This is a genomic window from Microbacterium sp. M28, from assembly GCF_025836995.1.
Taxonomy (GTDB): Bacteria; Actinomycetota; Actinomycetes; order Actinomycetales; family Microbacteriaceae; genus Microbacterium.
On record NZ_CP107546.1, the window covers coordinates 3,288,637 to 3,311,278 of the forward strand.

21 protein-coding genes are annotated in these 22,642 nt (G+C 68.1%); 13 read left to right on the plus strand and 8 right to left on the minus strand.

Annotation, left to right across the window (positions count from 1 at the left end; translation table 11 throughout):
- Positions 1-24: 24 nt before the first annotated feature.
- Positions 25-942, plus strand: coding sequence for a DUF808 domain-containing protein (locus OED01_RS15970; RefSeq protein WP_264156269.1), 918 nt, complete (start codon positions 25-27; stop codon positions 940-942).
- Between the two features lie 105 nt (positions 943-1,047).
- On the opposite strand, the gene msrA is transcribed toward OED01_RS15970, so the two are convergent.
- Positions 1,048-1,584: a peptide-methionine (S)-S-oxide reductase MsrA gene (gene msrA / locus OED01_RS15975; RefSeq protein WP_264156270.1), complete on the minus strand. Its 537-nt coding sequence runs from the start codon at positions 1,582-1,584 to the stop codon at positions 1,048-1,050.
- Between the two features lie 128 nt (positions 1,585-1,712).
- Here msrA and OED01_RS15980 point away from each other — a divergent pair, with 128 nt between their 5' ends.
- The 4 genes from OED01_RS15980 (at position 1,713) to OED01_RS15995 (ending at position 5,692) form a co-directional block, all read left to right on the plus strand.
- Positions 1,713-2,228 carry a GNAT family N-acetyltransferase gene (locus tag OED01_RS15980; RefSeq protein WP_264156271.1) on the plus strand — a complete coding sequence of 172 codons (516 nt, stop codon included), beginning with the start codon at positions 1,713-1,715 and terminating at the stop codon, positions 2,226-2,228.
- Positions 2,229-2,366: 138 nt separating this feature from the next.
- Positions 2,367-3,269: a DnaJ domain-containing protein gene (locus OED01_RS15985; protein WP_264156272.1), complete on the plus strand. Its 903-nt coding sequence runs from the start codon at positions 2,367-2,369 to the stop codon at positions 3,267-3,269.
- A 93-nt stretch (positions 3,270-3,362) separates the two neighbouring features.
- Positions 3,363-5,021, plus strand: a complete 1,659-nt coding sequence (locus tag OED01_RS15990; protein ID WP_264156273.1) for a SulP family inorganic anion transporter — start codon at positions 3,363-3,365, stop codon at positions 5,019-5,021.
- Positions 5,021-5,692 carry a GAP family protein gene (locus tag OED01_RS15995; protein WP_264156274.1) on the plus strand — a complete coding sequence of 224 codons (672 nt, stop codon included), beginning with the start codon at positions 5,021-5,023 and terminating at the stop codon, positions 5,690-5,692. Before OED01_RS15990 ends, OED01_RS15995 begins: the two co-directional genes overlap by 1 nt.
- Positions 5,693-5,759: 67 nt before the next feature.
- Here the strand turns inward: OED01_RS15995 and OED01_RS16000 are convergent, their stop codons facing one another.
- The gene (locus OED01_RS16000; RefSeq protein WP_264156275.1) at positions 5,760-6,146 is read right to left on the minus strand and encodes an SHOCT domain-containing protein; all 387 of its coding nucleotides are present in this window, start codon (positions 6,144-6,146) and stop codon (positions 5,760-5,762) included.
- 104 nt (positions 6,147-6,250) lie between these two features.
- On the opposite strand from OED01_RS16000, the gene OED01_RS16005 reads away from it, so the two are divergent.
- Positions 6,251-7,222: an FUSC family protein gene (locus tag OED01_RS16005; RefSeq protein WP_264156276.1), complete on the plus strand. Its 972-nt coding sequence runs from the start codon at positions 6,251-6,253 to the stop codon at positions 7,220-7,222.
- Between the two features lie 16 nt (positions 7,223-7,238).
- Here the strand turns inward: OED01_RS16005 and OED01_RS16010 are convergent, their stop codons facing one another.
- From OED01_RS16010 to OED01_RS16030, 5 genes are read right to left on the minus strand one after another with little or no spacing between them, the layout of a single operon-like run.
- Positions 7,239-7,418, minus strand: a complete 180-nt coding sequence (locus OED01_RS16010) for a hypothetical protein (RefSeq protein WP_264156277.1) — start codon at positions 7,416-7,418, stop codon at positions 7,239-7,241.
- Between the two features lie 38 nt (positions 7,419-7,456).
- Positions 7,457-9,874 carry a glycoside hydrolase family 31 protein gene (locus OED01_RS16015; protein WP_264156278.1) on the minus strand — a complete coding sequence of 806 codons (2,418 nt, stop codon included), beginning with the start codon at positions 9,872-9,874 and terminating at the stop codon, positions 7,457-7,459.
- 2 nt (positions 9,875-9,876) lie between these two features.
- The gene (locus OED01_RS16020) at positions 9,877-10,692 is read right to left on the minus strand and encodes a carbohydrate ABC transporter permease (protein ID WP_264156279.1); all 816 of its coding nucleotides are present in this window, start codon (positions 10,690-10,692) and stop codon (positions 9,877-9,879) included.
- Positions 10,689-11,672, minus strand: coding sequence for a carbohydrate ABC transporter permease (locus tag OED01_RS16025; protein WP_264156280.1), 984 nt, complete (start codon positions 11,670-11,672; stop codon positions 10,689-10,691). The genes OED01_RS16020 and OED01_RS16025 overlap by 4 nt, the downstream gene beginning before the upstream one ends.
- A 59-nt stretch (positions 11,673-11,731) precedes the next feature.
- Entirely contained in the window at positions 11,732-13,111 is a 1,380-nt protein-coding gene (locus OED01_RS16030) for an extracellular solute-binding protein (RefSeq protein ID WP_264156281.1), read from the minus strand.
- A gap of 112 nt (positions 13,112-13,223) precedes the next feature.
- Here OED01_RS16030 and OED01_RS16035 point away from each other — a divergent pair, with 112 nt between their 5' ends.
- Complete coding sequence (locus OED01_RS16035) at positions 13,224-14,234, plus strand: LacI family DNA-binding transcriptional regulator (RefSeq protein ID WP_264156282.1); 1,011 nt, start codon at positions 13,224-13,226, stop codon at positions 14,232-14,234.
- A 29-nt stretch (positions 14,235-14,263) separates the two neighbouring features.
- Entirely contained in the window at positions 14,264-14,977 is a 714-nt protein-coding gene (gene pnuC, locus OED01_RS16040; protein WP_264156283.1) for a nicotinamide riboside transporter PnuC, read from the plus strand.
- A 27-nt stretch (positions 14,978-15,004) separates the two neighbouring features.
- Here pnuC and OED01_RS16045 read toward each other — a convergent pair whose 3' ends face one another.
- On the minus strand, positions 15,005-15,703 hold the full coding sequence (locus OED01_RS16045) for a MerR family transcriptional regulator (RefSeq protein ID WP_264156284.1): 699 nt from the start codon (positions 15,701-15,703) through the stop codon (positions 15,005-15,007).
- Between the two features lie 82 nt (positions 15,704-15,785).
- On the opposite strand from OED01_RS16045, the gene OED01_RS16050 reads away from it, so the two are divergent.
- From OED01_RS16050 to OED01_RS16070, 5 genes are all read left to right on the plus strand, one after another.
- Positions 15,786-16,232, plus strand: a complete 447-nt coding sequence (locus OED01_RS16050; protein ID WP_264156285.1) for a DUF6194 family protein — start codon at positions 15,786-15,788, stop codon at positions 16,230-16,232.
- The gene (locus OED01_RS16055) at positions 16,229-16,771 is read left to right on the plus strand and encodes a putative immunity protein (protein ID WP_264156286.1); all 543 of its coding nucleotides are present in this window, start codon (positions 16,229-16,231) and stop codon (positions 16,769-16,771) included. The genes OED01_RS16050 and OED01_RS16055 overlap by 4 nt, the downstream gene beginning before the upstream one ends.
- Before the next feature lie 9 nt (positions 16,772-16,780).
- Positions 16,781-17,008: an RNA-binding S4 domain-containing protein gene (locus OED01_RS16060; protein ID WP_264156287.1), complete on the plus strand. Its 228-nt coding sequence runs from the start codon at positions 16,781-16,783 to the stop codon at positions 17,006-17,008.
- Between the two features lie 143 nt (positions 17,009-17,151).
- Positions 17,152-19,695 carry a S8 family serine peptidase gene (locus OED01_RS16065; RefSeq protein ID WP_264156288.1) on the plus strand — a complete coding sequence of 848 codons (2,544 nt, stop codon included), beginning with the start codon at positions 17,152-17,154 and terminating at the stop codon, positions 19,693-19,695.
- Positions 19,695-22,625, plus strand: coding sequence for a hypothetical protein (locus OED01_RS16070; RefSeq protein WP_264156289.1), 2,931 nt, complete (start codon positions 19,695-19,697; stop codon positions 22,623-22,625). The genes OED01_RS16065 and OED01_RS16070 overlap by 1 nt, the downstream gene beginning before the upstream one ends.
- Positions 22,626-22,642 lie beyond the last annotated feature (17 nt).

Genomic DNA, 22,642 nt, shown 5'->3' on the forward strand with positions numbered 1-22,642 from the left:
CCGACAGCACACTCAGGGGGTCCCATGTCGGTTGGTCTGCTCGCCGTCGTCGATGACATCCTCAGCGCGGCGCTGAAGGCGTCGTCCAAGGCGGCAGGTGTCGTGATCGACGACGCCGCCGTCACCCCGCAGTACGTGCAGGGCATCACGCCGGCACGCGAGCTGCCCGTCGTGCTGAAGATCGCGCTCGGATCGCTCGTCAACAAGTTCGTGATCATCATCCCGATCGCGCTGCTGCTGACCGCGTTCGCCCCGTGGGTGCTGCCCTACCTGCTCATCATCGGCGGCACGTACCTGTGCTTCGAGGGTTCCGAGAAGGTCCTCGAGTGGTTCGGGTTCCACCACGGCCATGCCGACGAGGGCGCCCGCGACGAGAAGAAGCTCGTGTTCGGCGCCGTCCGCACCGACCTGATCCTGTCCACCGAGATCATGCTCATCTCGCTGGCGAACCTCGAATCGGGTCTGAGCATCTGGATGACCCTCGGCATCCTCGCGGTGATCGCCCTGCTGATGACGGGAATCGTCTACGGCGCCGTGGCGCTGCTGGTCAAGATCGACGACATCGGACTGAAGATGGCGAAGAACTCGGACCGTCGCGTACGGCACACCGGCACGCGGATCGTCCGGTCGATGCCCGCGGTGTTCCGCGTGATCTCGGTGGTCGGCACGGTCGCGATGCTCTGGGTCGGCGGCCACCTCGTGCTGGCGAACCTCGGCGCGGTCGGTCTGACCGCGATCACGGACTTCGTGCACGGCGTCGAGCACCTGCTCGAGCCGCTCGGAGGCTTCGTCGTGTGGTTCGGAGACACCCTGATGTCCGCGATCGCCGGCCTGATCCTCGGGCTCGTGATCGTCGGGATCGTGCTGCTGATCGGTCGGATGCTGGGCAAGGAGCCGACCTTCACCGAGGGCGGGGAATCGCCGGCGGACGTCCACGCTTGATCCGCAGCGCACGCGTACCCGTACCCGCGAGACTTGTTCTGCGGGACGAGACTTGGCTGGAGTGGCGGGGCCTCACCGCACAAACCAAGTCTCGCGGGCGTACGGTCAGGCGTTCTCGCGGCGCGGCAGCACCCAGCCTGCCCGTGGGAAGTGACAGGTGTACCCGTTGGGGATGCGCAGCAGGTAGTCCTGGTGCTCCGGCTCGGCCTCCCAGAACGGGCCCTCCGGCTCGATCGTGGTGACGGCCTTGCCCGGCCACAGTCCGGACGCGTCGACGTCGGCGATCGTGTCGCGCGCGACCTGCTCCTGCTCCGGCGAGAGCGGGAAGATCGCGGACCGATAGCTGGACCCGACGTCGTTGCCCTGACGGTTCAGCGTGGACGGGTCGTGGATCTGGAAGAAGAACGCCAGGATGTCGCGGTACGTCGTCTTCGTCGGGTCGAACACGATCTCGACGGCCTCGGCGTGACCGGGGTGATTGCGGTAGGTGGCGTGGTCGTTCTCGCCGCCGGTGTATCCGACGCGGGTGTCGAGCACGCCGGGCTGACGACGGATCAGGTCCTCCATGCCCCAGAAGCAGCCGCCGGCGAGGACGGCGGTCTCGGTTCCGGGGGTGCGGGTGATGGTTCCGGTGTCGGTCATGAGTGGCACTCCTTCTCTGACGCGAGGTGCGTCCACAGAGGACAACGACGAACCGTTCGGTTTTGGTCCCGAGTCGCCCTGCTTCCAGCGTACGCGCGCCCGGTGCGGGCGCTGATACCGTCGACACCGTGCAAATCAGGGATGCCGAGACAGCCGATCTTCCGACGATCACCGAGATCCACAACGAGGCCGTCGCCAACACCACGGCGGTCTGGGACGAGCAGACCGTCGACGTGGCCGATCGTGCCGCATGGCTCGCCGAGCGGACCGGTCAGGGCTTCCCTGTGCTCGTCGCCGTCGACGATTCAGGAGTGGTCGGATACTCGACGTTCGGTCCGTGGCGCGCCCGCAGCGGGTACCGCCACACGGTCGAGCTCTCCGTCTACGTCCACCCCGACCATCAGGGTCGCGGCATCGGAAACGAGCTGATGACGGCCCTGATCGACCGCGCACGCGCACACGGCGTGCATGTGATGATCGCCGCGATCGAGAGCCGCAACGCCGGATCGATCCGACTGCATGAGAAGCACGGATTCGTCCAGACGGGCCTGCTGCCGCAGGTCGGCACGAAGTTCGGCGCATGGCTCGACCTCGCGTTCCTGCAGCTCGTCCTGGATGACCATCCGGTGCCCCCGGCATCCTGATCCACCCGCGAGACTTACTTTGCGGGGTGAGACTTGGCTGACCTGGCCAAGTATCACCCCGCAGGCCACGTCTCACGAATCACGCCAGAGTCTCCGAAGCCGGCCGACACACCCGCGGGGCGACGATAGCCTGAACCGGTGTTCGACAGCCCTCTCTCAGCCTCGGCGTACGAGGTGCTCGGCGTCGCCCCGGACGTCGACGAGGACACCCTGCGCCGCGCCTATCGCCTGCGGCTGCGCGAGACGCACCCGGATACCGGCGGGGATGCCGCGGCGTTCATCCAGGTCCAGCACGCGTGGGAGCTGATCGGCACCGCCGAAGCACGCCTGGCGTACGAGCGCGGCCACGACGACGGCGAGCGCCTGCAGTGGGGCGGTCGCACCGACGCGACCAGGTCGGGGACGCGTCCGCGGACGGCATCCTACGGCCGGGCCGGGTCCTGGCGTCGGGAGCGCTACCTGGCGCTGGTGCGCGAGTGGACCGGGCAGGAGGTCGCGGACCCCTATTCGCCGGCGTTCGTCCGGACGGCCACCTGGGAGCTGCGGCGCCTGCTCGCCGATGCCCTCGCGGAGGAGGACACCGCACGCACGATGGACGACCTCGGCATCGGCTTCACGGTCTGGCACGACGTCGTCGCCGGTCCGGGAGACGAGACGCTCGACCACGTCGTGCTGAGTCCGACAGGACTCTACGGCCTGGTCTCGGAGGATTTCGGCGGCCCGGTCGGCTTCCGCCGTGAAGAGATCACCGGGCCCGAGGCCGGCGATCGGATGCCGGTCGGCGAACTGCTCGCACGGATGCGCGCGGTCTCGCGCGCCGCCCGCGTGCGCTTCGGCGGCGCGATCGTGGTCCTGCCGGACGGCGACGTCGTCCAGCCGCTCACGCCGCTCGGCATCGTCGGGAAGCTCCCGGTGATCGCCGTGCGGCGCAGTGCGTTGCGCACGGTCCTGCGGGCTGGAGTGCCAGGGGCGCGGATCGTCGGCGGCAACGAGCTGTTCGATGTGCGCACCCGCTTGAAGCAGGCCATCCGGACGCGGTGATCCTCATCCTCCCCGCGTGATCTTCCGGCCAGCCGCTGGCCGCGAGATGCCCGCAGGTGCCAATGTGGGACAGGACGAACGAGAGGATCCACGATGCAGCGTCCTTTGGCCGGCCTCACGACGAAGAACCTGGCAACAGAGCTGACCGCCGGCGTCACCCTTCTCGCCATCGCGATCCCCCTGAACATCGGATACGCGCAGATCGCCGGCCTGCCGCCCACCGCCGGGCTCTACGCTCTGATCGTCCCGACGATCATCTACGCGCTCGTCGTCTCGTCGCGCCAGGTGGTGGCCTCGCCGGATGCCGCGGCCGCCGCCCTGGTCGCCTCGTCCGTCGGCGGGCTGGCCGCCGCCGGCAGCGCGGACTACGCGACGCTCGCCCTGGCGCAGGCGATCATCTGCGGGATCATGTTCATCCTGCTCGCGGTGTTCAAGCTCGGCTTCCTCGCCAACTTCCTCTCCAAACCGATCCTCGTCGGCTTCGTCGGCGGACTCGCGCTGGACATCATGGTCAGCCAGGTCGCCAAGATGCTCGGCGTCAAGATCGAATCGGGTGGCGAATTCATCGAGAAGCTGACCGACCTGGTCACGGGCCTCGGCACGCTCAACAGCTGGTCTCTGCTGATCTCCGTCGTCTCGGTGGCCATCCTGCTCGTGGGACGCGTCTATCTGAGGGCCGTGCCCTGGGCGCTGGTGGTCCTCGTGCTCGCGACGGTCGTCGTCGTCGCGGCAGGTCTCGATCAGAAGGGCGTCGCCGTGCTCGGCGAAGTGCCGGCGGGCGCGCCTGCGCTGACCTGGCCGATGCTGGACTGGGTGACCTGGGCGGCGCTGATCCCGTCAGCGATCGCGCTGACGATGGTCACCACCGCCGAGGGGCTGCTGGTCTCGCGCTCGTACTCCGAGAAGCACGGCTACCCGTTCCGCGCGAACCGCGACCTGATGGCGTTCGGCGTCGCGAACATCGCGGCCGGCGCGCAGGGCAGCTTCTCGGTGGGCTCATCGACCTCCCGCACCGCCGCGATGGATCAGGCCGGCTCGCGCACGCAGCTTCCTTCCCTCGTCCTCGCGGTCGGCACGCTGCTGCTGCTCCTGTTCGGCACCGAGCTGCTCGCCGACATCCCCTCCCCCGTGATCGGGGCGATCGTCGGCGTCGCCGTCATCCCTCTGCTCGGCATCCGCGAGTTCATCGAGCTGTGGAAGGCCGACCGCTTCGAGTTCCTCATCGGGGCCATCTGCTTCCTCGTGACCCTGTTCGTCGGGTCGATCCCCGGCATCCTCGTCGCCTTCGTGCTGGCGCTGATCAACATCGCCAAGCGTGCGGCGAACCCGGCCATCGACGTCCTGGAGTCGTCCGGCGACCCGGGCGAATCACTGCTGGAGGATGCGCCGGAAGGCACCGTCACGGCACCGGGCGTCATCGTCGTCCGGATGGCGGCACCGCTGTTCTTCGCCAACGGCGCGGTCTTCACGACCGCGGTCAAGGATGCCGTCACGGCCGCGGGCGACGGTGAGGTCAAGCACGTGGTCGTGGACATGGAGGCCGTCACCGACATCGACGTGACCGGCGCCGAATCGTTCGCCGCCCTGAAGACGTGGCTCGCCGATCGACACATCACGCTCGGCTTCAGCCGCGTTCGCGCCAAGACCCGGAACCGCCTGGAGAAGCTCGAACTGCTCTCCGGCGAGAAGCTCTACGCCACCAACCGCGCCGCGATCGTCGATCTCACCGGTACCGAGAAGAAGGACAGTTGATGAACTCCGTCATCGGGGAGATCCTCCCCCTCGCGCTGGGTGTCGCGATCAGTCCGATCCCGATCATCGCCGCGATCCTCATGCTCCTCTCTCCCAAGGCGAGGGTGACGAGCGTGGGCTTCCTGCTGGGCTGGCTGATCGGCATCATCCTCGCGGTCACCGTCTTCACCCTGCTGTCGTCGATCCTTCCTGAGGGCGACGAGGATGCCTCGCAGCCGATCAAGGGCGTCATCCAGCTCGTCCTGGGCGCTCTGCTGTTCCTGCTGGCGCTGAAGCAATGGCGCGGCCGGCCGAAGCCCGGGGAGGAGCCGAAACTGCCCGGTTGGATGAAGGCGATCGACAAGGTGTCGTTCTTCGGCGCGTTCGGACTCGGGTTCCTGCTCTCCGCGTTGAACCCGAAGAACCTCATCATGGCCGCCGGTGCCGGTACCGACATCGGGGCGGCCGAGCTGTCGACGGGATCGATCATCGGCGTGATCGCGATCTACACCCTGGTCGCGGCATCCACCGTGCTGATCCCGGTGGTCGGCTACCTGTTCGCCGCCGACAGACTCGGCGGTGCACTGGATGCCCTGCGCACGTGGCTGACCAAGGAGAACGCGGTCATCATGGCCATTCTGCTGCTCGTCATCGGGTTCTCGATGATCGGCAAGGGCATCGGCAGCTTCTGACCTGCGACAACGACAAGAGGGACGATCCGAAACCGGATCGTCCCTCTTGTGCGTCGTGTTCAGCGGGTCAGCTGAGTGCCTTGGCCTTGAGCTGCGCGAAGTCCTCAGCCGTGATAGCGCCGGAATCGAGCAGCGCCTTCGCCTTGGCGATCTCCTCGGCCGGGCTGGAGCCCGCGACCTGCTGGATGTACGAGTCCGTGGCCTGCCTGACCTGCTGCGCCTCGGCCGCGCTGCGCTCGGCCATGCCGTTGCCGCGCGCGATCAGGTAGACCAGCGCGGTGAGGAAGGGCACGAAGATCAGGAAGAGTATCCAGACCGCCTTCCACCAGCCGTTCAGCTTCCGGTCGCGGAAGAGATCGCCGATGATGGCGAACAGCGCGAACAGGTAGGCGATGAAGGCGAACGCCCAGACGAACCACCAGATGATGTCCCAGAACGAAGTCCAGAAGTTCATGTTGAACCTTTCGATGAGGCCCGCCGCGGAAACGCAGCGGATGATCGAACGCTATCGTTTCCGCGGCATCCGCGTCCATGGTTCGGCCCGTGTATAACGGTGTCATGCACCCTCCGACGGGATTGACGTGGCAGTGGTCGCGCTTCGCTCTCGGAGTCGTGTTCGCGTTGCCGGGCATCCTCGTCGCACCGTTCTCTCCGACAGCCGGTCTCGCCCTCGCGATCGGCGTGCTTCCGGCGGCGGCTTTCGGCCTTCCGTCTCGCCGCAGCCGGCGGGCCATCCTGCCGATCGTCGGCGTACTCAGCGCCCTCGGCCTGCTGCTCGGCTCGGTGCTCACCGGCGTCCCGCCTGTCGCTGTCGCGTCGCTGCTGGTCATGTCGATCGCGGCCAGTCTCAGCACCCGATGGGGCCGGGTCGGGCAGCTGCTGCTCGTACTCGTGCTGCCTCTGGTGGGAATCGGCTTGAGTTTCCCCGACCTGCCGACGACGACGGTCATGGCCGGCTGCATCGTCGTGGGCTCCGTGTACGCCTGGCTGGTGTCGCTCCTCTGGCCCGAGCGTGACGAGCCGCTGCCGCCCTCGCCGCCGATCACCCGGGGTGCCGACCTCGTCGGCTACGGCATCCTGCTCGGTCTGGCCAGCGGAATCGCCGCATCGCTGGGGTATCTGCTCGACGTCGAGCACGTGGGATGGGCCACGGCAACGGTGCTGCTGGTCATGCGCCCCGCGCGAGGGCAGGTGATCCTGCGCAGCGCCGGTCGCTCGGCATCCGTCTTCCTCGGGGCGATGGCCGCCGTGGTCTTCGCACTGTTCGAGCCGGGTGGCGTCCTGACCGGGCTCCTCATCGCCCTCGCGATCGGCGCGATGAGCGCGATGCAGCAGAGCCGGTGGTACGTGGCGCCGGCCTTCACCACCCTGGTCGCGCTGACGCTGATCCTGTCGACGTCGGAACAGGCACCGGGGGTCCGATTCGTCGAGCGGACGGTCGAGACGCTCGTCGGTGCCGGCCTGGCTTTGATCTTCGGCGCGGCGATTCCCTCGCTGTACGCCGTGCTGCGAGCGCAGCTGTCGCGGTGAGCGTGCCGGGGCCGGGTCAGACGTCGCTCCTGCTGAACACGCTGCGCAGCACGAGGAACACGACCAGGGCGACGACGAGGACGATCGCGAGCTTCGCGATGAACCACAGCACGGAGAACAGCACACCCACCAGCCACCAGGCGATCACCACGGCCGCGATCACGCCGACGATGGTCCAGATCGTGTTCTTCGTCATCGCTCCAGCTTACGGAGTCGGCGGCGCGACGGCGGTGGTCACCAGGCCTGCACCGCTGACAGCTGCTCGACCAGCGCATCCCGGAGCTCGGGAGGCAGGTCCATCGCGGCGAGCGCGTTCGGTGCTCCCTGTTCCGTGACGACGCTCCAGGCGATCCGCTTGGTTTCGTAGCCGATCCCTGCCTGCTGCAGCTGGCCGAAGACGCGCTCGGGATCGAACGCCGCCGACCGCTCGGCGCCCGTGATCCGCAGCGTGAACCCGTCCTCCACGGAGATCTCGCCCAGATCGATGCCGAGTCCCGCGGGCGCGAGCGCGTCCGGGTCGGCGGCGAGAAGCCTCGCGGACAGCACCCGCCCGTTCTGGAGCGACACCGACGCGGCGCCGCGCACGCCTGGGACCCGCACCGACACCCGTCGGGCGCGCATCGGCTCCCCGCTGTGGGATGCCGTGATCGTGAGGTCGGCGCGGCCGTCGACGCGCACCTCGAGGGTCTGGCTGAACGTCAGCGTTCCCGGCTCCGGCGCGGCCGAACCGTCGTCCTCGATCAGGGTCGATGTCGCCGTGCCGGGGATCACCAGAAGCTCCAGGTGCTCCGGAGCGTCGGCGGCGTGCGACATCGGATCCGCATCGAGGGGGACGACGGCACCCGCACGCGCGAGCACCGGGAACTCGTCGAGCGAACGCGTCAGGAGCACCTCGCGTGAACCGCGGTACCGCAGGCCGGTGATCAGGTCGACCCAGTCGCCCTCGGGCAGCCAGCCGCGCACGGTGGCGAGCTCGGAGGCCCGCTCCCGCGGCGCCGTGATCGGGACCACGAGCAGATGCTCTCCGAGCAGATACTCGTGCGGATGCCGGTAGGACGCATGCTCGCGCGGGGCGTCGTGATACAGCGGCCGCACCACGCTCACGTGGTCGCGGTGCGCCGCCCATGCCGCGGTGTAGAGCATCGGGATCAACCGGTGGCGCAGGCGCATGTAGCGACGCATGACCGTCGCGGCCGGTTCGCCGTACGCCCACGGCTCCTTCGAGCTGAACGGGTTGGCCGAGGAATGCAGCCGGTTGATCGGTGAGAGCACGCCGAACTGCAGCCAGCGAACGGCCAATTCGACGTCGTGCACGCCGTGCATATGACCGCCGATGTCGTGGCTCCACCACGTGTAGCCGGCGTTCGCGGCGGTGGCCGTGAACTCGGGCTGGAACGCGAGAGAGGCCCAGCTGACGATCGTGTCGCCGGAGAACCCCACGGGATAGCGATGTCCGCCGCGCTCGGTGTAACGCGAGAACGTCAACGGCCGGCGACCGTGCCGCGCTGAAGCGTGGAAGTGCGTGTGGTTCAGCATCCACAGCGGATCCAGACCGGCCATCCGGGAGTGCTCGCCCGATTGCCAGTCGATCCACCAGAAATCCACGCCCTGGTCCTCGAGCGGGCCGAGCACGTGGTCCTGATAGGCGCCCATGAAGGTCTGGGAGGCGACATCGAAGTCGATCGGATTCCCGACCGACGGGTCGATCCCCATCGCCTCGGCGACGCGTTCGTACGACGCCTCATGGCGGCGGATCCCGTCTGCCGGATGCAGGTTCAGCGTGACGGCGAGGCCGCGGTCATGCAGCTCCCCGAGGAAGCGTTCCGGATCGGGGAAGAGCGCGGGATTCCAGGTGTACCCGGTCCAGCCTGTGCCGATGGCCGGATCGACATCGACGAGATGCCAGTCCATGTCGATCACCGCGACGGAGAGCGGGATGCCGTCGTCGTGGAACCGCGCCATGAGGGCGAGGTACTCGGGTTCGTCGTAGGCCCAGTACCTGCTCCACCAGTTGCCCAGCGCGAACCGCGGGACGAGCGGAATCGGCCCGGTGAGCTCGTGGAAGGCGCGAAGCGCGGCGGCGAAGTCGCGGCCGTAGCCGAAGAAGTAGAAGTCCTGTCCCTGGGTGTCCCGCGGGCGGATCCAGCCATCCTCCCCGAGCAGCAGCGACTCCGTGTCGTCGAGCACGCCGAAGCCGAAGGTCGACAGGATTCCCGGGGGAATCTCGATCGCCCCGTCGACCTCGTCGAGGGTGCGCGCCGTGCTGCCGAGGTTCCCGCGCAGCGGCAGGGTCTGCGGGTACTGCTGCCCCGGACGCCAGGTCGTGTAGTGCACATCGGTGGCGCCGTTGAGCAGCGTGATCGACAGCCCTGCCGTGCTCGGCATCCGCTCGTCGTACCTCAGCCGCAGGCTTGCGGTGGTGATCTCGATGCCGTGCTCGTCCCGCACGAGCCGATAGTCCGGCGCGGGGAAGGCGCGGTTGAGCACCTGCTGCGTCTTCTCGTCGACGAACCGTTCCTGCGGATCCCACTCGATGCGGATCAGACGGTCCGTCAGGACCGAGATGCGGTATCCGGGACCCGTGACGATCGCCGCCTCGGCCGCCGGCGCCGGCGCTCCGTCCGACAATGAGATCTTCGTGCGTACCGGCATCCTCAACCCTTCAGTGCTGCGCTCGCAGCCCCGGCGATGAACCGGCGCTGGAACACGATGTAGACGATCATCACCGGCACGATCGCCAGTGTCGTGGCGGCGAACAGTCCACCGTAGTCGGTGCCGTACTGCCCTCTGAAGGTCGTGAGCCCGACGGCGAGCACCTGCTTCTCCTCGGACGAGATCATCAGATACGGCCAGAGGTAGTCCTCCCAGACCCAGAGGAAGATGAAGATCGACAGCGCGGAGATGGCGTTGACGCTCATCGGCGCGACGATGCGGTGGAAGATGAACCACTCCGACGCCCCGTCGATACGCGCGGCCTCGAGGATCTCGTCCGGCACGGCATCCATGCTCTGGCGCATCATGAAGATGCCGAACGCGCTGATGACCGCGGGGACGATGATGGACGCGTAGCTGTCGGCGAGTCCCACCTCGCGGAACATCGTGTACCGGGGAATGATGACGACCGCCCAGGTGACCATCATGGTCGACAGGATCACCGCGAACAGCGGACCGCGGCCGCGGAAGCGGTACTTCGAGAACACGAAGCCGCCGACCAGGCTCGTGTAGACCGACAGCGCCGTGATCGTCACCGACAGGAGAACGCTGTTGAAGAACAGCCGGAAGAAATCGAGCTTCGTCTGGATCGAGATGAAGTTCTCCACCGTCCATTCCTTCGGGAAGAAGGTCTGATCGAATCCGACGATCTCGGCGTTGGACTTGAAAGCCGACAGGATCATCCAGAAGAACGGAAGGACGATGATCAGGCCCACGACCAGCAGCATCGCGTTCAACGCGAAGACGCGCACCTTCATGAGGGGTTCCCTTCGGAGCGCTTGGCGAACCGTCGACGCCGCGGGGCATCGAGTGCCGACTGGTTCATCCGCCAGGACGCGGCGGTCAGCACGGCGGTGATGATCAGCAGCACGAAGGCGATCGCGGAGGCGTAGCCGAAGTCGTACTTCACGAACGCCTGGTCGTAGATCATGAACGAGATGAGCTGCGTCGAGGTGCCAGGGCCGCCGTTGGTCATCACGAGCACCTGCACGAACGCCTGCAGGTAGCCGATCATCGACGTGATCACGATGAAGAAGGTCATCGGCCGCAGCAGCGGCAGGATGATGTGCCAGAACGCGCGCCACGCGCTCGCACCGTCGACGGATGCCGCCTCGAGCACGTCCTCGGGGATCGCGTAGAGGCCGGCGAGGAAGAGGATGACGGCGAAGCCGAAGTCCTTCCAGATCGTCATGATCACGATCGCGAGCAGCGAGTAGCGCTGGTCGAACAGCCAGTTGATGTCGAGGCCGAACAGCGTGTTGATGGCACCGAACTGCGGGTTGTACATGAGCGTCCACAGGAACGCGACGGCCACCAGCGGCATCACGGTCGGCAGGTAGAAGATCGTCCGGAAGAAGGTCCGCCACCGGCTGAGCTTCGAGAACAGCGCGTAGGCGATCGCGAGCCCCAGCACGACGCGGCCGACGATGGCCAGGATGCCGAAGATCAGCGTGTTGCCGGAGGCCCGCCAGAAGGTCGCGTCCGCGAAGAGCTCGGTGTAGTTGTCGATGCCGGTGAAGTCGAACGTGCCGTTGAGCGGGTTCCAGTCGTGGAAGCTGCCGACGAAGGCGATGCCGATCGGGATCAGCAGCAGCACCACGAGAGACAGCATGATGATGCCGACCGTGAGATTGCGCAGCCACAGCTCGCTCGCCGGCTTCCTGATGCGGCGGGTGGCCTGAGTGACCGCGGTGGGCGCCTGTGGGGCATCCGAGCGCGTGGGTGTCTGAAGGGTCATGCGGGTGCCGCCCCCGGCCGCCGTGGCGGCCGGGGGCGCTCCTTCCTGCGAGGGTGTGCTCAGTTGGCGGCGTAGAACGCGTACAGGTTCTCGGCGGAGACGAAGTCCTTGCCATCGAGGTCCTTCTCGATGGTCGCCTGCGCCGTGGCGAGGGCGTCCTCGGGGGCGACGCCGTTGAAGAGGATCTCTTCCCACATGGTGGCCGTCGACGTCTCGAAGGTCGCCGGCACGGGACCGGGCCAGATGTAGCGCTCGATGTCGCCGAAGGCCGCCAGCGCCGGGTTCTCGGCGAACGCCGGATCATCGGCGATCGGCTTGTACGCGGGGAAGATGCTGAAGGCCAGGGAGAGCTCCTTCATCGACTCCTCGTCGGTCAGGTAGTAGCGCAGGAAGTCCTGAGCCACTTCCTTCTCGGCATCCGTCGCGTTGGCGTTGATGCCGAACGTCGACTCGCCGTTGTAGCGGTCGAAGGCGTACGGCGTTTCCGCGGCATCCGGGACCGGCGTGCGGAAGGCGCTCCAGGGCAGATCGGGGTAGTCGTTGGTCAGCGTGCCGGAGTACCAGCCCCACGCGTAGGTCATGGCCGACAGGCCCTGACCGAAGCTCTCCGTGCCGGATGCGCCGAAGTTCGCGTCGCCCGAACCGTCGGCGTAGATGTCCAGGAAGCGGTTGATGACCTCGAGGTTCGCCTCGTTGTCGACCGTGGGCGTGGTGCCGTCTTCCGCGAACAGGTTCTGGCCGAGTTGATAGGCCATGCCCATCTGCATCGCCTGGCCGCCGCCGTTGAAGTTGAACCCGGCCTGGCGCAGCTCGTCGCCCTCACGGATGGTGAGCTTCTCGGCGACCTCGCGGAACTCGTCCCAGGTGGTCGGGATGTCGGCGTCGGTCAGCCCGGCGGCCTTCCACATGTCGGTGTTGTAGTAGATCGACCCGCTCATGAGGCCGAGGTCGATGTAGTACGTCTCCCCGTCGATGACGTGGGCGGCGGCGCCCGTGTAGTCGGCTTCGAGGTCGGCCGCGTCGATGTCGTACGGCTCCATCTTGTCGATGAGGTTGTCGTGCTGGGAGTTGTGCACGTTGAAGATCGCCGGGCCGCCGTCGGACTGCAGCTCAAGGGGGAGCTTGGTCCAATAGTCCTCCCATGGCTGGTTCACGACCTTGATCGTGACGTTGGGGTGGATCTCCTGGTACGCGTCTGCGATGGCCTGGAACTGCTCGATGTGGCTCCAGGCCCACCACTCCAGCTCGATGGGCTTGCCGTCGTTGACCAGCGTGTTGGGATCGTAGGTCAGGGTGTCGCCTGCGATGGGCAGCCCCTTGTCGGCTTCGGTGTCTTCGACACCGGCGCTGCCGCTCGTGCACGCCGTCAACGCCACCGCGAGCGCTGTGGCCGCACCGATCGCCACGGCGGCCCTGGTGCGCCTCGTTGGTCGGAACATCTGGACTCCTTTGTCAGGTTTACCGGTATACCTTTACCGGTAAACTATGATGCAACAGCGAGACCGTTCCCGTCAAGGGGCAGGATGTCTTGGGACGAGGGGGACGACGGACATGGTGACGATCGCGGATATCGCGCGAGTATGCGGCGTCTCGAAGATGACCGTCTCGAACGTGCTCAACGGTCGGGACGGTCGCGTGTCGGCGGCGACCAGGACGCGGGTGCTCGAGGCTGCGGCCGAGCTGAACTATCAGCCCAGTGCCGCGGCACGGTCGCTGTCGGTGGCGCGCAGCGAGATCATCTCGCTCGTCTACTACGCCGCCGCCGAGGGAGACCTCGGACTCTCCAATCCGCACGACGCGATGCTCCTCGGTGAGATCGAACGTCACGTCAGCGCCGCCGGTAAGCACCTGATGATCCATGCCGCGACGGATGCCGCCGACACCGCTCGCCGCCTGCGTTCCTGGAACGTGGACGGGGCCGTGTTCCTCGGCGTGCTGGCCGACGAGGTCGAGCAGCTGCGCCGCCACCAGGACGTGCCGATGGTCTTCATCGACGCCTACACGGATGCCGAGATCTCCACGATCGGCATCGACGACGCCGGCGGAAGCTACGCCGCGACGCGGCACCTGCTCGACATGGGGCACCGCGAGATCGCGTTCGTCGGTCCTGGGGCGACGAGCGCGGGCGTCATCAACGCCCGCTTCACCGGGTTCGCCCGGGCTCTCGCCGAGCACGACATGTCCGCCGACCCCCAGCGGGTGGTCGCGAATCTCACCTTCGCCGACGCGGATGCCGCGGCCGAGGATCTGCTCAGCCGATCGCCGCGGTTCACCGGCGCGGTCGTCACCGCCGACATCCTGGCGATCGGTCTGATCAAGGCGTTCGCTCGCCGCGGCATCCGAGTGCCGGAGGACTTCTCGCTGGTCGGCTTCGACGACCTGCCGATCGCCGACATGGTGACACCGTCGCTCACCACCGTGCGGCAGGACATCGCCGAGAAGGCCCGCGCTGCGGTCGAGCTGCTGATGGACCAGCTCGACGGACGGCGCGAGCCTCGTCGCATCACATTGGATCCCGTGCTCGTGCAGCGGGAAACGGTGGCGCCGCCTTTGACGCGTTAGCGGAGCCGTCCCCTGAGAGACTTGACCCGATGGAACTCCTGCACTGGCTCGTCGACGCCTTCTCGTCGCAGTGGGTGCTGCCCGGTGGGCAGACGCTGCTCGTGCGAGAGGTGGTCGGCAACGCCTTCGGTCTCGCCAGCGCGCTGGGCGGCATGCGCCGGAAAGTCTGGGCCTGGCCGATCGGCATCATCGGCAACCTGCTGCTGCTCACCGTCTTCCTCGCCTCGATCCTCGACCCGGCGCACTCGCTGCCGGCACTGCTCGGGCAGGCAGGTCGGCAGATCATGTTCATCGCCGTCGCGATCTACGGCTGGGTCCGCTGGCGCCGCGCGACCGAGAACGGCGGTCAGCTGACGCCGCGCTGGGCATCCAACGGTGAGCGCGTCGGCCTCGTCGTCGTGCTCGTCGTGGGGACGGTCGCCCTCACCCCGGTGTTCCGGGCGCTCGGTTCCTGGGAGCCGGTCTGGGCGGATGCCTGGACCTTCGTCGGTTCGCTGCTGGCGACCTATGGCATGGCGAAGGGATACACGGAGTTCTGGCTGATCTGGATCGCCGTCGACGTCGTCGGGGTGCCGCTGCTGTTCAGCTCGGGCTATTACGCGACCGGATTCATGTACGTCTTCTACGGCGTCTTCACCGCGATCGGTTTCGTGGTGTGGTGCCGTGCGCAGGCGAACGCGAAGCCGCAGATCGAGACGATCCTGCCGGATCCGACCGTGCACAGGACGGATGCGGCGGACTGAACCGCCGCGCCCTGCCGGCGGCATCGCTCACTCGAGTCGAGCGGCGAGAAGCGCGTGCAGATGGCTGGCGGCGGCGAGCAGTTCGACGCTTCGCCGAGTCAGCGCCCTGAGGCGTTCGTCCAGGAGCTCCCGAGCCTGCGCGCTGAGCCCGTGCTCGCGCAGCTGGTCGAGCACCTGACGGATGCGAGGGATCGGATAGCCGCCCTCGCGCAGGGATGCGACGATCCTGGCTTCGGCGATGCTGCGGTCGCCGTACTGGCGCGCGCCGGTTCGCGCCTCATGCTCCGGACGGACGAGTCCTTCCTGCTCCCAGTGCCGCAGGGCGGACGACCGTACTCCCAGGGCCTGCGCCAGTTCACCGATGGTCATGACGTCGCGCTTGTCGAACGGCGTCTCCGGCTCGGAGAGCACGGCGTCGAGGCCGCGGCGAGCGCCGCGCACTCGTGACCGCTCGCGATCGAGCGCCGCATGAAGCGCGTCGATGCGTTCCGCGGCATCGTCGACGGAGCCCCGCAGCAGGCGCGGCATCAGCCGACGGGCGGGTACGGGACCGATCGCGGCCGCCAGAGCGCGGTAGGCGTGCGCAGCCGTGACATGCAGCGGCCGATAGCGCCGATAGCCGTTCGCGCCGCGCTCGGCCTCGGGTATCGCCCCGAGCCGCTCGAGGTCGCGGATCTGCTGCGTCGAGTAACCGGTGATCCGGCCGACCTCGATCGTCGTGTACACCTGCTCTTGAGGGTTCGGTATGCGAAATCCCATCGTCCCGGGCATGCACTCCACATAAGCACATGAACGCCATCATCGATGTATGAAGATGTACGAGATCATCGATCACATCCATGCACTCGACGGTTCGCTCGTGATCGAGCCGGACGAGCGCAGCGCGTTTCCTCCGCTCGCATGGGGCGACGCGTTCTTCTACTACGCCCCGGATGGCGTGATGCCCGAACGGACTCAGCCGTACGGAACGATCATCACGAAGGACTACCCCGACGATGTGAGGAGCAGACTGAACGGCCCCGGTCGCTTCCGGGTCAACATCCATCTGACGCGGGAGCGCGCTGCCGCACTCGCCGCAGCGGATGCCGATCCCGCCGAACCCGATATCTTTGTGCCGCATCCGGTGTACGGCGACGCCGGATGGATCTCGGTCGTGAACCCCGACGCGCGGACGGCCGATTCGGTCCTCGAACTGCTGCGGGACGCGCACGAGGCCGCGCGCGCCAGGGCCGAGCGGCGACGGGCGACGTCGTGAGTTCGCCGCAGTCCCTTTCGGAGCAGGAGAGACGCGCGGTCGCGGACTGGGCCGCATCCTGCGCCGAGCGGGTGCTCGGGCTGTTCGAAGCGGAGAGCTCCGACGACGACCGCCCTCGTGATGCGATCGCCCGCGCCCGGGCGTTCGCACGCGGCGAGCTCACCGCCGCAGAGGAGATCCACCGCCGCTTCGTCGCCGGTCGGGCCGCACGCGGCCTGACCGCACCCGCCGCGGTGGCGTCGGCGCGTTCCGCCGCGCAGGCCGCCGGCGTCGCCCACATGGGGGCGCACGCGCTCGGCGCCGCCGCGTACGCCGCGAGTGCCGCCGGGCTCGCAGCCCCCGACGATCCGGATGCCGTGGCGGGTGAGGTCGCATGGCAGGTGGCCGCGATGACGGACGACGTGCGCGCGGCCCTGCGACGGCTGCCGCATGTCGGGGAGGACAGCGCAGGACCGCTCGGCCCTGGCCTGCTGGCCACCGGCGCGCTGGCCGAGATCATCGCTTCGATCCAGGACGAGCTGGATGCGGAACGCGGTTAGCATTCAAGCGTGACTTCCAACGCCCCGATCGAAGACGTGCACATCGGCGGAGAGATGATCCGCCTCGGCCAGTTCCTCAAGTTCGCCGGGCTTCTCGACTCCGGCGGCGACGCCAAAGAGGTCATCATCGACGGCTACGTCGAGGTGAACGGCGAGGTCGACCGGCGCCGTGGACGGCAGCTGCACGACGGCGACCTGGTGACGTTCGAAGGCCGCACCGTCCGCGTGCGCCCCTGATCTCGCGCGCCTGGGACCGCCATCCACCGGATGTCACCGGTAATTCCCCAGTAAGAGCGCGTCGATAGCCTGCTGCGATCCCGTAGGCGTCGAGTGATCGTTCGTGAGCGGGTCAGTTCTCACCCGTCACGAAGGAACACGTCATGCACAAGCCCAGAACCACCCGATGGGTGGCGTCGCTGGCGGCCGCAGCCGCGGCGTCGGCGATCTTCGTCGCCGTGCCGCCGGCATCCGCAGCGCCGGCCGACGACCACTCCGACAAGATCGATCAGTCCGTCCTCGACGTCGCCCGAAGCGGCGAGGACGCCACGTTCTACATCCTCCTCACCGAGAAGGCGGACCTGGCGACTGCCGGCAAGGCCAAGGGTCACGAGAAGAAGGCGACGCTCGCGTACCAGGAGCTGACGACCACGGCCGCCAACACGCAGCGGCCGCTGCGCAACTTCCTCGACAAGCACGACGTATTGTACCAGCCGTACTGGATCACGAACGCGATCAGGGCGACCTCCGCGGATGCCGAGATCATCGAGGATCTCGCCGCACGCAAGGACGTCGCGCAGATCGTCCCCGAGCAGAGTTACGCGCTCGATGACACCGTGGTGGCTGCCTCGACGAGCACCACCGCCGTCACCGCCGAGACTCCGGTCGAATGGGGCATCGCCGATGTGAAGGCCGATCAGGTCTGGTCGCAGTACGACGTCACCGGCGAGGGGATCGTCATCGCCAACATCGACAGCGGTGTGCAGTACGACCACCCCGCTCTGGTGGGCAACTACCGGGGCAACCTCGGCGACGGAACCTTCTCGCACGATTACAACTGGTTCGACCCGACCGGGCTCTGCCCCACGAGCGCTCCCTGCGACAACAACGACCACGGCACGCACACCATGGGCACGATGGTCGGAGCCGAGGGCATCGGCGTCGCCCCCGGCGCGACGTGGATCGCCGCCAAGGGCTGCGAGGGCAAGTCCTGCTCCGACTCGTACCTGTTGTCGGCCGGCCAGTGGATGCTCGCCCCGACTGATCGCAACGGACAGAACCCGCGTCCCGACCTGGCCCCGGACATCATCAACAACTCCTGGGGCGGCAGCGACGACGCATACTTCTACACGGACATCATCGCGGCCTGGAATGCGGCCGGCATCTTCGAGGCCTTCGCCGCCGGCAACGATGGCGACGGTGTCACCTGCATGACGACGAACGCACCCGGCGGGCTCGGCGATGTGTACGGCGTCGGCGCCTATGACGTCAACGGCAAGATCGCGTCGTTCTCCGGCTTCGGCCCTTCGCCGGTGGACGGCTCGCTCCGCCCCGACATCTCGGCGCCGGGCGTCAACGTGCGCTCCGCGGTTCGGGGCAGCCGGTACAGCGCGCTGAACGGCACCTCGATGGCGACCCCGCACGTCTCCGGCGCCGTCGCACTGCTCTGGTCGGAGGCGCCGACGCTGATCGGCGACATCGACGCGACGCAGGCGCTGCTCAACGGGACGGCCCGCGACGTCGACGACACCCACTGCGGCGGCACGCCCGCGCGCAACAACGTCTGGGGCGAGGGCAGGCTCGACGTGCTCGCCGCCGTCGACGCCGCACCGCACACCCGCGCGATCATCACCGGCACCGCCACCGATGCAGCCACGGATGCCATCCTGTCGAACCTGACGGTCAAGGTGACGGGCGAGGGCTTCGAGCGCACCACGACGACCGACGCGAACGGCCACTACCGCGTGGTGCTTCCGGCCGGCACGTTCGACTTCGAGGTGAGCGGCTACGGCTACGCGACGCTCGTGGAGGACGGCTACACCGTCGCCGCCGGGGATGACGCCGTGCACGACATCGCGCTGACCTCGGTTGCGCATCACATCGTCACCGGCGTCGTGCGCGACGTCGTCGGCGCACCGATCGCCGGCGTCACCGTGACGGTCGAGAACACCCCGGTCGCCGCCGTGACGACCGACGCGCAGGGGCGATACACCCTGCCGGACGTGGCAGAGGGCTCGTTCTCGCTCGCGGCCTCGCCTGCGGCCCCGGTGCTCTGCAACGGCGTCTCGCGCGCCGGCCTGACCGTCGGCGGCGACGTCGTGAACGACATCGACCTCCCCGCCCGCACGGATGCCGCGGGGACCTCGTGTCTGCCCGCGAGCTACTCGTGGATCAAGGGCGCATCGAAGGTGGCGGTCTCGGGCGACGAGGATGCCGAGACGATCGCTCTGCCGTTCCCGGTGACGCACTACGGGACGACGTACACGTCGGCAGCCGTCACCACGAACGGCCTCGTGAACTTCGTCGCACCACGGGTCGGCGACTACGCGAACAGCGCCATGCCGACGGCAGCCGCGCCGAACGGCGCGATCGCCGTGTTCTGGGACGACCTCGTGATCGACAAGAAGGCGAGCGTGCAGACCGCGACGACGGGCGCACCCGGCTCGCGCCGGTTCGCGATCGTCTGGAACAACGCCGCCCTCGCCGACGACACGAGCATCCGCCTCTCGTTCGAAGTCGTCTTCGACGAGAAGTCCGGAGCCGTGACCCTGCAGTACAAGGATGTCGGCACCTCTCCGCTCGAACGCGGCTCCTCGGCCACCATCGGCATCGAGAACGCCGCCGGCACCGACGCACTGCAGTACTCCTTCAACGAGTCCGTCGTCACCGACGGCTCGGCGATCAGCTTCATCCGAAAGGGAGCATGATGTTCACCCGCACACAACGCCGAACGATCGGCATCACCGCCGCCTGTGCGGCCGTCGCGATGTCGTTCGGCATGGTGTCGCCGGCGTTCGCGGCCGACGGCACCGAGGATCCGCTCGTCCTGTCTCCGGAGCAGATCGAGTCCCTGACCACACAGGCGCAGGCCGACGTCTACCGCGAGGACCTCACCGGCGCAGCGGAATCGGATGCCGCCACGGGCGCCGAACTCGGCAGCGCGGTGGAGCCCGGTGCCGAGCAGGAGTCCCCCGCCGACGGGAACACGCTTCTCGACGAGACGGCGGGGACCGGCTGGAAGCACACCGTGCGCGCATCCGTCGAGGGCAACTACGGCATGGCCGCGACGGTCCCCGCCGCCGGCGGCGCAGGCGACTACTTCGCGATCGACTCACTCGGCATGCTGCAGCGGCGCACTGCTGATGGCGGCGAGGTCTGGCGCCGCGACAACACGTCGTGGTTCGCCGACTGGGGCGTCAAGCCCGTGCGGCCGTGGCAGATCGAGCCGTTCCCGGCGCGCATCGTCGTCGGGTTCAACGCGGTCAGCCCTTTCACACCGGCATCTGAGGACGGCTTCGCAACCGGCGACCTCACAGGCGACGGGGTGGACGACCTCGCCTTCTCCGCCTCGGTCGGGTCGGACCCGTACCGACCGATGCAGGGTGCGCTGTCGACCGGCACGTTCGTCACGATCGTCGACGGGGCCGACGGCCACACGCTGTGGTCGAACCTCTATGCGGCCGTGTACTCGATCCAGCTCGTCGACGACACGCTCGTCATCGCCGACTCCCCCGTGTTCAACATCAACGCGCCAGCGGGCTCCGCGATGACCATGAGCGGCCTGACGTTCGACCGAGCGGGTGACCGTCTCGAAGTGGCCTCGACGTGGACCTACCAGCCGGACGCTCCGACGGCATCCGGCTGGGCCGACATCGAGCCCGTCGGCGACGGGCTGATCGCGGTCTCGTGGAACCGCCGCAAGGACGCCCTTGAGACGGTGCCCAGCGGTCACACGCTGATCCTCGACAGTGCCACCGGCGAGGTCGCATGGACGGCGACCGATCGGATGTACTCGCGCCAGCTGCGTCTGGATGCCTCGCGCGAGCGCCTCGTCGCGCTCGAGCAGTCCGATGCCAACGAGGGCGTGCAGTACCAGGTCGTGACCTACGCGCTGGAGGACGGCGCGCGCGCCGTGCTCGACACGCGCGTCAACGCGATGCCGCTCGCCTCGGCGCTGGGCGAACTCGATCGTGCGGACGGCGCCGAGATCGTGGTGAACGAGGCGACGCTCGACGGCGCGGCGCAGTTCAACGCCACGACGACCCGCGCGCTCGACGGCGACTCCGGCGCGCAGCTCTGGTCGCGCACGCTCAAGCGGGATGCCGACAACACGGCCACCGGAATCATGGCCTGGGGTGTGCAGATCGCCGACGGCCGAGTGATCGTCAACTACCGCGACGACGCCGACTCGGCGACGGGCGCGAACCGCAGCGGAAGCTGGTACGGCCGGATCTCGGCCCTGGCCGGCTCCAACGGTGCGCTCAAGTGGGAGCACACCGGCACTGCCGCGTCCCAGCTGTGGTCGCAGGTGATCGTCGACGGCAAGGACACGCGCGTCCGCACGGTCGACACGTTGCAGAACGTGCACGCCTACAACCTCGGCTCGGGCAAGGAGAGCGCCATCACACCGCTGCCCGCCGACTCGTCGTCGGCGACGGCGATCGACATCACCGGAGACGGCGCGGACGAGCTCATCGTCGGCGGCAACTCGCGCGGTGTCTTCGCGTACGACGGGCGCGCACTCGTGAACGGCGAGCGCGTGCCGGTCTGGACCGCCACGGTGCCCGGCTCGGTGCACGAACTGCTCCGGGCCGACGTCACGGGAGACGGCCGCGACGAGATCGTCGTCGCCGCCGAGACGGCCGCTGCCGTGATCGATGCGGACACCGGCAAGGTGATCCGCACGTTCGACGGCGATGGACAGTTCGTTCGCACGGTCGCCGCGACCGATCTGGACGGCGACGGCAAGGCCGAGGTCGTGCTCGCGACCGATGCGATCCACGCGTACCGCGGCGACGGGAAGCGCGCCTGGAGCTACGCTCCGCAGGACGGCGTCGTGTTCGGCGACATCTCGTTCGGTGAGGGAACCGTGTACGCCGAGTACTCGTCGCGCGGCTCGCTCGGGCTCGCGCCGGCCGACGTCTCGGCGGCTGCGGTCGCCCTCGATGCGAAGTCGGGTGCCGTGAAATGGTCGGCGACGCCGTCCGCGCCGACGGCTCTCGGACTGGACGGAGTCGTGTACGGGGCGACGCAGCGCGCGGCCACCTTCGCGTCGCCCGAGATCTCGTATGCGGACGGGCACGCGGTGGTCTACACCTGGCTCGGCCGCCAGACTCCCGCTGCTGCGCCGACGATGTTCATGGAGATCCGGGACGGCCGCACCGGCGACGTGCTGCACACCTCGCTGCTGGGCGGGCCGCACAACCTGGGCGCGTGGCTGGCCGGCCCCGAGGGCCTCATGGCCGTGACAACGGGTCGGGTCACGACGTTCCGCGCGGACGGTCAGGAATCGATGATGCGCACGGTGTCGACCCTGCAGGATGCCGGATTCGCGACCTCCCCCGACGGCGAGCGCATCCTCGTCGCCGGTTCGGAGGGAGGCCTGACCTCGTACCCTGCGTCGTTGCTGCTGACCTCGACCGGGAGCGGATTCGAGCCGGCGACGGCATCGATCAACGTGACGGCCGGACGCGAGCTCGCCCTCGCCGATCTCGACGGCGACGGGCGCCTCGAGGCCGTCTCGTTGAACTTCGACGCGCGTGGCGCAGACCGCGCCGCCGGCCTGTTCGGCTCGGGGTACGCGACGCCGTTCACCGCGATGCGGCAGTTCGTGGTCACCACGATCGACGTGCCCTGACACCGGCCTCGGCTACG